General features: G+C 62.4%; 9 protein-coding genes. 6 read left to right on the forward strand and 3 right to left on the reverse strand.

What is annotated here, in order from left to right:
* Positions 1–48: 48 nt before the first annotated feature.
* The gene (locus ACI77I_RS12860) at positions 49–912 is read left to right on the forward strand and encodes an alpha/beta hydrolase (protein ID WP_094949805.1); all 864 of its coding nucleotides are present in this window, start codon (positions 49–51) and stop codon (positions 910–912) included.
* Positions 913–929: 17 nt separating this feature from the next.
* On the opposite strand, the gene ACI77I_RS12865 is transcribed toward ACI77I_RS12860, so the two are convergent.
* Together ACI77I_RS12865 and ACI77I_RS12870 are read right to left on the reverse strand one after the other, a co-directional pair.
* Positions 930–1,304, reverse strand: coding sequence for a hypothetical protein (locus ACI77I_RS12865; RefSeq protein WP_406997722.1), 375 nt, complete (start codon positions 1,302–1,304; stop codon positions 930–932).
* Positions 1,305–1,514: 210 nt separating this feature from the next.
* Positions 1,515–2,864, reverse strand: a complete 1,350-nt coding sequence (locus ACI77I_RS12870; RefSeq protein WP_406997723.1) for an MATE family efflux transporter — start codon at positions 2,862–2,864, stop codon at positions 1,515–1,517.
* Positions 2,865–3,163: 299 nt separating this feature from the next.
* Here ACI77I_RS12870 and ACI77I_RS12875 point away from each other — a divergent pair, with 299 nt between their 5' ends.
* Positions 3,164–8,059, forward strand: coding sequence for an alpha-2-macroglobulin family protein (locus tag ACI77I_RS12875; RefSeq protein WP_406997724.1), 4,896 nt, complete (start codon positions 3,164–3,166; stop codon positions 8,057–8,059).
* 140 nt (positions 8,060–8,199) lie between these two features.
* Here the strand turns inward: ACI77I_RS12875 and ACI77I_RS12880 are convergent, their stop codons facing one another.
* Positions 8,200–8,490 (reverse strand): hypothetical protein, encoded by a 291-nt coding sequence (locus ACI77I_RS12880; RefSeq protein ID WP_094949809.1) that lies wholly within the window; start codon positions 8,488–8,490, stop codon positions 8,200–8,202.
* A 205-nt stretch (positions 8,491–8,695) separates the two neighbouring features.
* Between ACI77I_RS12880 and pbpC the strand changes: the two genes are divergently transcribed.
* The 4 genes from pbpC to ACI77I_RS12900 all read left to right on the forward strand — a co-directional run bounded on the left by pbpC (position 8,696) and on the right by ACI77I_RS12900 (position 12,896).
* Positions 8,696–11,008 carry a peptidoglycan glycosyltransferase PbpC gene (gene pbpC, locus ACI77I_RS12885; RefSeq protein ID WP_406997737.1) on the forward strand — a complete coding sequence of 771 codons (2,313 nt, stop codon included), beginning with the start codon at positions 8,696–8,698 and terminating at the stop codon, positions 11,006–11,008.
* 210 nt (positions 11,009–11,218) lie between these two features.
* Positions 11,219–11,527: a MazG-like family protein gene (locus ACI77I_RS12890; protein WP_406997725.1), complete on the forward strand. Its 309-nt coding sequence runs from the start codon at positions 11,219–11,221 to the stop codon at positions 11,525–11,527.
* Entirely contained in the window at positions 11,520–12,269 is a 750-nt protein-coding gene (locus tag ACI77I_RS12895; protein WP_094949811.1) for a methyltransferase, read from the forward strand. Before ACI77I_RS12890 ends, ACI77I_RS12895 begins: the two co-directional genes overlap by 8 nt.
* Before the next feature lie 24 nt (positions 12,270–12,293).
* The gene (locus ACI77I_RS12900) at positions 12,294–12,896 is read left to right on the forward strand and encodes a DUF4136 domain-containing protein (protein ID WP_094949812.1); all 603 of its coding nucleotides are present in this window, start codon (positions 12,294–12,296) and stop codon (positions 12,894–12,896) included.

Raw genomic sequence — 12,896 nt, forward strand, 5'->3', positions numbered from 1 at the left:
CACATGTTGACCTTCGTTTGGTTGTACCTTCTGTGTGAGGTCTGAACGATGTCGAGTAAATTCCTGCAAGCCTTCACCCTGGCATTCGCCGCGCTGCTTGCCGCGTGCTCCCCAATCAAAGTGCTCAACGCGCTGACGCCCTCCAGCACCTTCACCAAAACCGCCTCCATTGCCTACGGCGATGACCCGCGCCAAAAACTCGATATCTACCGTCCGAGCAAAGCCTCGCCCAACGCCCCTGTCGTGGTGTTTTTCTACGGCGGCAGCTGGAACAGCGGTGCCAAGGATGACTACGGTTTTGTCGGCGAAGCCCTGGCTTCACGCGGCATCGTGGTGGTGATTGCCGATTACCGGCTCTACCCGCAAGTGCGTTACCCACTGTTCCTACAGGACAACGCCCAGGCCGTCGCCTGGACCTATCAGCACATCGCCGACTACGGCGCCGACCCCAAGCAGCTCTACCTGATGGGCCACAGCTCGGGTGCTTACAACGCGTCGATGTTGGCGCTGGATGCGCGCTGGCTTGGCGAAGTGAATATGTCGCCATCGATGCTCAAGGGCTGGGTCGGCCTGGCCGGGCCGTATGACTTCCTGCCGATTGACAACCCTGACGTGAAACCGGTGTTTTTCTTTCCCGACTCACCGCCCGATTCCCAGCCGATCAACCATGTCAGTGCCGGAGCACCGCCGAGCCTGTTGATTGCCTCGACGTCCGACAGCCTGGTCAACCCCACGCGCAATACCGGCGGGCTGGCGAAGAAGTTGCGCGCGGCAGATGTGCCGGTTGAAGAGTTTTACTTCACCAAGACCAACCACGCGACATTGGTGGCGTCGATCTCCCGGCCCTTACGCTGGCTGGCGCCGGTGCTGGATCGGGTAACCGCATTTATCAGGTTCACGCCGGGCGATTGATCCGATAACGCCAAGGCTTATTGTAACGTCAGGCAGTTTTCCTGTTGGCAGGCACCGGTTTTGCCTGACAGTGTTATGAACTTCACTGCGTCCGTTTTGGTTGTGGTGGACAGCGTGATGACGCCATTGCTCAAGTCCATGGTCAATATGCCGTTAGGCTGGAGGGTTTCCTTCTTGCCTTTTTGGAATACAGAGACCACGAACGTGCTGTTATTTCGTACTTCCACCGGTTTGAGAACAACGGTTGTAGCAGGGGGTTCGGGTGCCTGTACGGGCGCTATGAAAACTTGCCCATCGGGCACGTTTTGCGTCGGTGCGGAGTCGGCGTTGGCCACTTGCATGAAAACGCTGACCAAAACGGCGGTGAAAACGGCGGGGCTTTTGCGATCCATGTCGGGTCCTTCCTGAAAGGATAGATGTCTGCGTTGCTTATTTTTCTCGATATTTTTGACGGTACAGGCTGTACACCGTTGAGGTCTCGGTGCTATTGCCGCCCATGTGGGTTCGTCCCTGGGTTGCAAGAAGGTTGGGAACTGAATTTATCGCTCTTCAGGGCCCACCTCCATTCAACGCCGATGACGGGCTTTTGTAACCTGTGAGAACTAACAGGTCGAAGCGCCAAGCCATTCGTTCCTTTTGCTCAATCGCCAAGCGATCACCCACAGCGTAAGACTGCGCAAGGCCATGAACAGCAGAAAGGTTATCCACAGGCCGTGGTTGCCCAGGCTCTGCAACGCCCAGGCAAACGGCAGCACCAACAGCACAGTCAGCAGCATGCCGTTGCGCATTTCCCGCGCGCGGGTGGCGCCGATGAACAGGCCGTCCAACAGGTAACTCCACACCGCAATCAAAGGCAGCACGGCCAGATAGGGCAAGTACATGTCGGCGGTTTCGCGCACGCTGGGGATGTCGGTTTGCATGGCGATAAACAGGTGGCCGGCGAAGGTGAACAACAGCGCGAAGCCGACACTGGCGATCAGCGACCAGCCGCACGCGACCACCAATGAACGGCGCAGCGCCTGACGGTCATGGGCGCCGATGGCATGCCCGCACAGCGCCTCAACGGCGTGGGCCAAACCGTCCAGAGCGTGGGCAGTCAGCAGCAGGCCGTTGAGCAGCAGCGCATTGGCCGCCACGGTGGCATCGCCCAGGCGTGCGCCCTGCACCGTGATCATGAAAAACACCGATTGCAGGGCAAGGCTGCGGATAAAAATGTCGCGGTTCACCGCCAGCAGCGGGCGCCAGCTTTGCCACAGCGTTAAGGCCGCCCAGGCGATGTGCCCGGGATAGGCGCGCAGGGCTTTTTGTGTGAGCGCCAGGCCGAGCAGGGCGCCGGTCCATTCGGCGATGACGGAGGCGCGCGCGGAGCCGACCACACCCCAATCCAGGCCGAGGACGAACCACAGGTTCAAGGCGATGTTGACCAGGTTGGTGGTCAGCAGAATCGCCAGCGGCGCGCGGGCGTTTTGTGTGCCCAGGAACCAGCCGACCAAAGCGTAGCTGGCCAAGGCGGCGGGCAAGCCGAACAGGCGCGTGTGGAAAAAATCGCGGGTCAGTTGATTCAGTTCGGGGGAAGGCTGCATCCACTCCAGGGCCAGATGGCTCAGGGGGATGCCGACCGTGCCCAGCAACATCGCCAGGCTCAGCGCCAGCAGCAAACCTTGCAGCAGGATTTGCCGCAGTGCGGCGCCATCATCTCGCCCGGCGGCTTGGGCGGCGAACCCGGTGGAGCCCATGCGCAGAAAGCCCATGGCCCAGGCGAGGAAGGTATACAGGCTGGCACCGACGGCCACGGCACCCAGTTGGTGGGCGTGGGGCAGGTGGCCGATGACCATGCTGTCCACCAGGGCTACCAGCGGCACCGAGATGTTGGACAGGATCATCGGCGCGGCCAGGGCCCAGACGCGGCGGTGGGTGGGGCGGTGGCGCCAGTCGGTGAGCAGGGTTGTCATTTGGGCTCCTTTGGGGAGCGGCATTGTACCCACCCATCAGCCACGCAGCAGAATCAATGTGGGAGCTGGCTTGCCTGCGATGGCGGCCGGTCAGTCAACGTTGTGATAGCTGATACACCGCTATCGCAGGCAAGCCAGCTCCCACATGTTGGTCTCCAATGGCTGTGGGATTTGGCTGGGATAAGAGAGGGCCCAGAACCAAACCACCCTCCGTCGGTCAATGTGACCAGTACCCCATCGGCCCCACTCGGGCTGATATATAGTTCACCCCTCGGATCCCTCTCACTACGAGTGCCCCAATGCTTAACAAAGGACTGTTCCTTGCCTGTGCGCTGGCGCTGCTGAGCGCTTGCGATTCCTCCGACAAACCGGCTGCACCGCCTACTCCAACGGTGTCGAGCGCGCCAAAACCGGTCAAGGCGGCGGTGGATGTGGCGGCGTTGAAGCAGCGTTATGCCGGCCGTGAGTTGAGCGTGGTGGACGTGTCCGAAGTCCAGTTGGACGGGGCCAGCACTTTGTCGGTGAGTTTTTCCATTCCGTTGAGTCCCGATCAAAAGTTCGCCGATAAACTCCATCTGGTCGACAGCAAGTCCGGCAAGGTCGATGGCGCCTGGGAGCTTTCCGATAACTTAATGGAATTGCGCCTGCGCCACCTCGAACCGCAGCGCAAGCTGGTGCTGACCGTCGACGCCGGTGTGAAGGCGGTCAACGATAACAAGCTTGCCGCCGAATACATCGCGCGCCTGGAAACCCGCGACCTGCAAGCCACCGTCGGCTTTGCCAGCCGCGGCACCTTGCTGCCGACGCGTCTGGCTGAAGGCTTGCCGGTGATCGCGCTGAACGTCGACAAGATCGACGTCGAATTCTTCCGGATCAAACCCGAATCCCTGCCGTCATTCCTCGCTCAGTGGGGGCGCAATACCAGCCTGCAAAGCTACGAATCCCGCGAGCTGCTGCCGATGGCCGACCTGGTCTACGGCGGCCGTTTCGACCTGAACCCGGCGCGCAACACGCGCGAAACCCTGTTGCTGCCGATCGCCGGCCTCAAGCAATTGCAACAGCCGGGCGTGTACCTGGCGGTGATGCGTGCCTCGGGCACCTACAACTATTCACAACCGGCCACGCTGTTCACCTTGAGTGATATCGGCCTGTCAGTGCACCGTTACGCCAATCGCCTGGATGTGTTTACCCAGGCGCTTGAAGGCGGCAAAGCGCTGGATGGCGTTGACCTCGAAGTGCTGGATGCCGAAGGCCGTGTGCTGGGCCAGGGCAAGACTGAGAAGGGCGGCCATGCTGAGTTGCCGCTGCCGAAAAAAGCCCAGGTGTTGCTGGCAAAGCTTGGCGAACAAACCAGCATGCTGCGCCTGGACAGTGCGGCGCTGGATTTGGCCGAGTTCGATATCGGCGGCCAGCCGGCGCACCCGCTGCAGTTCTTTGTGTTCGGCCCACGTGACCTGTATCGCCCCGGCGAAACCGTGCTGCTCAACGCCCTGCTGCGCGACAAGGATGGCAACGCCGTCAAGCCGCAGCCGGTGAGCGTCGAAGTGCGTCGCCCGGATGAGCAAGTAAGCCGTAAGTTCGTGTGGGATGCCGATGCGTCCGGCCTCTATCAATATCAATTGCAACTGGCCGCTGAAGCCCCGACCGGGCGCTGGCAGTTGGTGTTCGACCTGGGCGATGGCAAACCACAGCTGTATGAATTCCTCGTCGAAGACTTCCTGCCCGAGCGCCTGGCGCTGGAACTCAAGGGCAGCGACACGGCTTTGAGCCCGGCGGATAACCCGGTGATCCACGTCAACGGCCGCTACCTCTACGGTGCGCCGGCGTCGGGTAACCGGGTCAGTGGGCAAGTCTACGTGCGCCCGTTGCGTGAAGCGGTCAAATCACTGCCGGGTTATCAGTTCGGCTCCGTGACCGAAGAAGAGCTGAGCCAGGATTTCGAGCTGGACGAAAGCGTACTCGACGCCAAGGGGCAGGAAGCACTGACCCTGGAAAGCAAATGGGCCGACGCCAAATCACCGCTGCAATTGATCGTGCAAGCCAGCCTGCAAGAGTCGGGCGGGCGGCCGATCACTCGGCGGCTGGTGCAGCCGATCTGGCCGGCTGAGCAACTGCCGGGCTTGCGTGGCTTGTTCGACGGCAAGGAAACCAATGGCGACGGCCCGGCGGAGTTCGAAGTGCTGGTGGCCAACCAGGACGGGCAAAAACTCGCCGCGCAGAACCTCAAAGTGCGCCTGGTGCGTGAGCGCCGCGACTACTACTGGAACTACTCGGAGAGTGATGGCTGGAGCTATCACTTCAACGAAAAATTCCTCAATCTCGACGAACAGACCCTGAACATCAAGGCCGGCGACACTGCCAAGGTCAGCTTCCAGGTGGAGTGGGGCCCGTACCGCGTCGAGGTCGAAGACCCGCAAACCGGGTTGGTCAGCAGCCTGCGGTTCTGGGCCGGTTACCAGGCCCAGGACAACACCGAAGGCGGCGCCGTGCGCCCGGATCAGGTCAAGCTGGCGTTGGATAAACCTGCCTATGGCGACGGCGACACCGCCAACGTCACCGTCACGCCGCCTGCAGCCGGTAAAGGCTACTTGCTGGTGGAATCCAGCGAAGGGCCACTGTGGTGGCAGGAAATCGAGGTGCCGGCCGAAGGCAAAAGCTTCGCCGTGAAGCTCGACCCAAAATGGTCGCGCCATGACCTGTACGTCAGCGCCCTGGTGATTCGCCCGGGTGAGCGCAAAGCCAATATCACCCCAAAACGTGCCGTGGGCCTGCTGCACCTGCCGTTGGACCGTACCCAGCGCAAACTTGGCCTGACCCTTACCGCGCCGGAAAAAATGCGCCCCAAACAACCGCTGACGGTGAAGATCGTCGCCAAGAATGCCGATGGCAGCGTGCCGAAACAGGTGCATGTGCTGTTGGCGGCCGTAGACGTGGGCATCCTCAATATCACCGAATACCCCACGCCGGACCCGTACTCCAGCCTGTTTGGCCGCAAGGCGTATGGCGTTGATCAATTCGATATCTACGGCCAGTTGATCGAAGCCGGCCAGGGCCGTTTGGCCAGCCTGGCTTTCGGTGGTGATGCTGCGCTGGCCAAGGGCGGTAAACGCCCGGATACCAGTGTGACTATTGTTGCGCTGCAAAGCGCGCCGGTGACACTCAATGAACAGGGCGAGGGCGAAGTCAGCGTCAATATCCCGGACTTCAATGGCGAATTGCGCCTGATGGCCCAGGCCTGGAGTGATGATCGTTATGGAATGGCCGAAGGCAAGACGGTAATTGCCGCGCCGCTGATTGCCGAGCTGTCGGCGCCGCGCTTCCTGGCCGGTGGTGACCAGACGACGTTAGCGCTGGACCTGTCCAACCTATCGGGCAAAGCACAGAAACTCGACGTGCAACTGAGCGCCGAAGGGCAGTTGGAGTTGGTCAACAGTGGTGCGCAATCCGTTGAGTTGAAACAAGGCCAGCGCACCACCTTGCGCATCCCGGTTAAAGCCTGGGGTGGGCTGGGGCAGGGCAAGGTCAAGGTCACGGTGAATGGCCTGGACTTGCCGGGTGAAAACCTGCCGCCGTTCAGCCGCGAATGGACCTTGGGCGTGCGCCCGGCCTACCCGGCGTTGCTCAAGCATTACCGCGCGGTACTCAAGGATCAGCCGTGGAGCCTGCCGGTCGGCACCTTGGATCAGTTCGATACCTCGGGGCGTGAAGCGCTGCTGAGCCTGTCGAGCCGGCCACCGCTGAACCTCGGCGCGCAGATCAGTGCGCTCAAGGCTTACCCTTATGGTTGCCTGGAGCAGACCGCCAGCGGCCTGTACCCGTCGTTGTATGCCGACGCTGCATTGCTCAAGCGCCTGGGCGTCAAGGGCGAGTCGGACAGCGAGCGCAAACGCAAGATCGAACTGGGCATCGAACGCTTGCTGGGTATGCAGCGCTACAACGGCAGCTTTGGTTTGTGGGGCGCCGATGGCGAAGAGGAATATTGGCTGACGGCCTACGTCACCGACTTCCTGTTGCGCGCCCGTGACCAAGGCTTTGCCGTGCCGCCCGAGGCGCTGAAGAAAGCCAGCGAGCGCCTGCTGCGTTACGTGCAGGAGCGCAACCTGATCGAGGTGGATTACAGCGACAACGCCGACCACACCCGCTTTGCCGTGCAGGCCTACGCCGGCATGGTGTTGGCGCGCAGTCAGCAGGCGCCACTGGGGGCGTTGCGCAGTATTTTCGAGCGTCGCAGCGATGCGCGTTCCGGGTTGCCGTTGGTGCAGCTGTCCATCGCCCTGCAAAAAATGGGCGACCAGCCACGTGCTGATCAAGCCTTGCTCGCCGGGCTCGCGGCGCAGCGCAATGCCAAAGAGTGGCTGGCCGACTACGGCAGCCCGTTGCGCGATCAGGCGATGATCCTGGCACTGCTTGAAGAGAACGACTTGGCCAAGGGCAAGCGCGAGGAGCGTTTGTTCACGCTGTCGGACCAGTTGGCGGCCAGCCCGTATCTCTCGACTCAAGAGCGCAACTCGCTGTTCCTGGCCGGGCGTCTTGGGTTTGCGCAGCCTGAGGCCGATTGGAAGGTGCTGCTCGATGGCAGCGGCGGTGTGCATGAGTTGAATAACCAACAGTCGACGCTGGCGCTGGAAGGCAAGTTGCTGTCCAGCGACCTGACCTTGAGCAATCAAAGCGAGGCGCCGGTGTACCAGCAACTGACGATCTCGGGTTATCCACAGGTGCCACCGGCAGCGGGCGGCGACAACCTGAGCATTCGGCGCGAATACCTGGGCATGAACGGCCAGCCGCTGAACCTGCGTAACGTCAATAGCGGTGATTTGGTACTGGTGCATTTGGCCGTCAGCGCCAAGCAGCGTGTGCCGGATGCCTTGGTGGTGGACCTGTTGCCTGCGGGCTTGGAATTGGAAAACCAGAACCTGGCGCAAAGCGCGGCCAGCCTGGAAAACGCCAGCAGCCAGGTGAAGGAATGGCGCGAGTCGATGCAGAACGCCTCGCTCAAGCACCAGGAGTTTCGCGATGATCGGTATGTGGCGGCGATGAATCTGGATGGCTCTGGCACCACGCACCTGTTGTACCTGGCGCGGGCGGTGACGCCGGGCACTTATCGGGTACCGCCGCCGCAGGTGGAGTCGATGTATCGGCCGAACTGGCAGGCGGTGGGGGAGACGCCGGCGGATTTGGTGATTAAAGGCCGCTGAGGTCTGGCTGAAGGAACTGGGTTCAAATGTGGGCGCTGGCTTGCCGGCGATAGTGGTGGGCCAGCCAGCACATTGGGTTCCTGATGTACCGCTATCGCAGGCAAGCCAGCTCCCACAGGGGATCGGGGTGGGTTGTGGGTTTAGTGGACTACCCAGCTGAGTAGCCACAGGCCGAGCATTAGCCAGATGACGCCTGCGATGATCGAGGCGCGCATGAAGGCGCGTACGGCTGAGTACAGGAAGAGCAGGCCGACGATCAAGGTGATGATGCTGATGATCGAAGTGTCCATGCCCAGTGCGCGGGACATGCCTTCGACGAAGTTGCCGCCAGCGTTGGTGAGCATGTTGAACAGCCCGCTGAAGAACTCGACGATGTAGTGGATGATCAAGCCGATTGTGTTACCCAGCCATCCGAAAAAGTCTGCTTGCATAGGTGTGTCTCGATGAATAAGTGGACGAAATTGCCAACACTGAGCCTTTGGTCGCGATGGGTCGCGGCTAGTTCCATGAAGCATAGAGGTTTGCGGTGTTGAATTTGCGATTTGTTGTGGCCGTGGCGGGGCAGTTGTGAGTGAGTTGACTGATAGGCCGTCATCGCAGCGATGCGGCGACCCGACAAGCCAGCTCCCACATTTACTGCGCGTGGCCGTGGGTTTTGTGTTGTTGCTGATTGCTCTGTTGTGGCTGGCTGATCGGACTTGGCCGTTGCCTCTGCCCAAGGATGATTTGGCTCGGGTGGTGCTGGCTGAGGATGGCACGCCGTTGTGGCGCTTTGCTGATGCCAATGGTGTGTGGCGCTACCCGGTGCAGACGAGTGAGGTGTCGCCGTATTACCTGGATGCGCTGCTCACTTACGAGGATCGTTGGTTCTATGAGCACCCCGGCGTGAACCCGCTGGCGCTGGTGCGGGCGATGTGGCAGAACCTGACCGGCGCGCGCGTGGTGTCGGGCGGTAGCACCTTGTCGATGCAGGTGGCGCGGTTGCTCGACCCGCATTCGCGGACCTTTCACGGCAAGCTGCGTCAGCTGTGGCGCACCGCGCAGTTGGAATGGCATTTGTCCAAGGACGAGATTCTTAACCTGTACCTGAACCGCGCGCCGTTTGGTGGCACGTTGCAAGGCGTGGCGGCGGCCAGTTGGGCGTATTTGGGCAAGTCTCCAGCCCAACTGACCCACGCCGAAGCTGCGTTGCTCGCCGTGTTGCCCCAGGCGCCGAGCCGCCTGCGCCCGGATCGCCACCCGCAACGCGCCCAGCAGGCCCGCGACAAAGTGCTGCGCCGCCTTGCTGAATTTCAGGTGTGGCCGCAATCGGCCGTGGATGAAGCCCTGGAAGAACCGTTGCTGCTGGCCCCGCGCCTGGAACCGAGCCTGGCGCCCTTGCTCGCCCGCCGTCTGAACCGCCCCGACAGCCCGCCGCTGATCCGCACCACCCTGGATGCCACCCTGCAACGCCGTCTTGAAGACTTGCTGCTGGGCTGGCGCGCGCGGCTGCCGGAACACACCTCCGCTGCCATTCTGGTGGTGGAGGAAGAAACCATGGCCGTGCGCGCCTACCTCGGTTCGGTGGATATCAATGACGCCAAGCGCTTCGGCCATGTGGACATGATCAGTGCGCTGCGCTCGCCCGGCTCCACCTTGAAACCCTTTCTTTATGGCATGGCGCTGGACGATGGGTTGATCCACTCCGAGTCGCTGTTGCAGGACGTGCCCCGGCGCTATGGCGATTACCGGCCGGGCAACTTTTCGATGGGCTTCAGCGGCGCGGTGCCGGCGAGCACGGCGCTGTCCAGTTCGCTGAATCTGCCGGCGGTGCAGCTGCTGGAAGCCTACGGGCCGAAGCGGTTTGCCGCTGAGATGCGCATCGGCGGCGTGCCCTTGGCGCTGCCCGCGCTGGCCGAACCAAACCTGGCGCTGATTCTGGGCGGCGCGGGCAGCCGCCTGGAAGACTTGGTCAGCGGTTACAGCGCGTTCGCCCGCGACGGCAGGAGTGCTGCTATTCGATTACAGCCGGACGATACGCTTAAAGAACGGCCTTTACTGTCGCCAGGGTCCGCCTGGATTGTGCGGCGCATCCTCAGCGGGCAAGCGCGGCCCGACCGCGACCCGCGTGCCGAGCTGGTGCAGCGCCCGGTGCTGGCCTGGAAAACCGGCACCAGCTACGGCTTTCGCGATGCCTGGGCAATTGGCGTGGGGCCGCGCTACTTGATCGGCGTGTGGATCGGCCGACCTGACGGCACGCCGGTGCCGGGGCAGTTCGGCCTGGCCTCGGCGGCGCCGTTGATGTTGCAGGTGCACGACGTGCTGACCAACCGCGACAGCCAGCGCGGGATCAGCGCGCCCGTCAAACCGGTGCCCGCCAATGTCGGCGTGGCGGCGATCTGTTGGCCGCTGGGCCAGCCCATGAGCCGCAGCGACCCCAATTGCCGTCGTCAACGCTTTGCCTGGACGCTGGACAACACCACGCCACCGACCTTGCAGGCATTGGATCAGCCGTTAAGTGTGGGCTTGATGGAAAGCGTGTGGGTCAATGCCAAAGGCCTGCGGGTGGACGCGCATTGCCCTGGCGCAGTATCAAAACACATCGCCCTGTGGCCTGCACCGCTGGAGCCCTGGCTGCCAAGGGTGGAGCGCCGTGAAGCACGCATTCCGCCCGCCGACCCCGATTGCCCACCGCCGGCGCTGGCCGCCTCATCACCACTGTCCATCGTCGGCGTACGCGAAGGCGATCAACTGCGCCTGCCCGCCGCCAGCCAACAAACCCTGCGCCTGAAAATCTCCGCCCTCGGCGGCAGTGGCCGACGTTGGTGGTTCCTCAACGGCGCGCCACTGGGCGACAGCGCCAACCAGGACAGCATCAACGCCAGCTTCGAACAGCTCGGCCGCTACCAGCTCAGCGTCCTCGACGAAGCCGGCCAAACCGCCCGCCTCGAATTCAGCGTCGTCGACTAGCCAAGCATCGCCCCTGCCTGCGAACACATATCAAATGTGGGAGCTGGCTTGCCTGCGATAGCGCCCGTAGCAACTCCTCCCCAATTTGATCTGCACCGATTCAAAGGTGGGAGGGGGCTTGCTCCCGAAGGCGTCCTCAAACACACCACCGGGATTCACTTGCCTTCATCCCTGATCCCCCCGAAGCTATACACCTTCAGGAGCCCCCGCATGAACCTCGAACACCTCACCGAACGCCTGCACCGCATCCGCGATAACAACGACTGGAAGCAGTTCCACAGCCCGAAAAACCTGGCCATGGCCGCCAGCGTGGAAATGTCCGAGCTGGTGGAAATCTTCCAATGGCTGACCGAAGACCAATCGCGCCAGCTGCCTGCCGACACACTCGCCCACGCCGGGCAGGAAGTCGGCGATATCGTGCTGTACCTGCTGTTGCTGTGCAGTGAGCTGGGCCTGGACATGAACGCGGTGGTGCGCGCCAAACTGGCCGACAGCGAACGGCGGTTTGCCCATGAGTGACCGTCATTTTGACCAGTTGGCCACGCGCTTCGCTGAAAAAATCTACGGCGGTGCCAAAGGTGCAATCCGCCTGGCAGTGCTGCAGGCCGACCTCGCAGAAGCCCTGCCAGACCGCCCGTTGCGTGTGCTGGATATCGGCGCGGGCCTGGGGCATATGTCGCTGTGGCTGGCCGAACGCGGCCATCAGGTGACCCTGGCCGAGCCCGCCGAGCCAATGCTCGACGGCGCGCGCCAACGCTTCGCCGACGCCGGCCAGACCGCGACCTTTATCCATGCGCCCTGGCAAGAGCTGCTCGGCCAACTCACCGAACCTTACGACCTGGTGCTGTGCCACGCCGTGCTGGAATGGCTGGCCGAACCCCATGCGATCCTGCCGGTGCTGCACCAGCTCACGGTGCCCGGTGGCTGGCTGTCGCTGGCGTTTTACAACCGCGATGCGCTGATTTACCGCAACCTGCTCAAAGGCCACTTCCGCAAAATGCGCAAGAACGACATGGCCGGGGAGAAACAGAGCCTCACCCCGCAACAGCCGCTCGACCCACGTGAGTTGGCGGCGCAACTCGAGGGGCTTTGGCAGGTCGAAAGCCAAAGTGGCGTTCGGGTGTTCCACGACTATATGCCGGTGGAATTCCAGGCCCGCGTCGATTTACAGGACTTGTTGGAGATGGAACTTGCTCACCGTCGTCACCCAAGCTTTGCCGGACTTGGGCGTTATTTGCACTGGATCTGCCGTCCGGTTTAAGCGGCCCAGTCTGCGGAGGTCGAAATGCGTCGTCTCTGTTTGATCTTGTTTTCAGTAGGCTTGAGCGCCTGCTCCAGCCCCAATCCCTACGTGGCCGCCTCGGCCCCGATGCCGCCGGCTCCGGCCCAGGCGGCCAGCACCTTTGACGCCAGCGCCTACCCGGCGCCGGTGCGCGACTATGGCGCGTACCGCAGCTGGGGCTGGCTCAACGGCCAACTACCGCCGGGCACCGCCTGGGCCGACTCGGCGCAGATCGCCGAAGCGGTCAGCGGCGCCCTCGACCAGCGTGGCTTGCGCCCCTTGCATGACAACCGCCCACCCGACCTGCTGGTGAGTGCGGATGTGCGCCTGGAAAAGCGCCTGCGCCAAGTGCAGGAAGACTATCGCAACGGTTACGGCGGCTATAACCGCTATGGCAACGGCTACGGCATGTACAACACGGTGCCGGTGGTGCGCACCTATGAAGTGACGGTCGCGGTGGCGCGTATCAGCCTGTTCGACGCCCGCACCCGCCAGCCGGTCTGGAGTACCAGCGCCGAAACCGCCAGCCAGGGCAGCCTGAGCGAACGGGCCGATGCATTGCGCGCGGCGATGCAAAAAGCAATGAGCGCTTACCCACCCAGTTAG

The organism is Pseudomonas sp. D47 (assembly GCF_045447305.1).
Lineage (GTDB): Bacteria > Pseudomonadota > Gammaproteobacteria > Pseudomonadales > Pseudomonadaceae > Aquipseudomonas.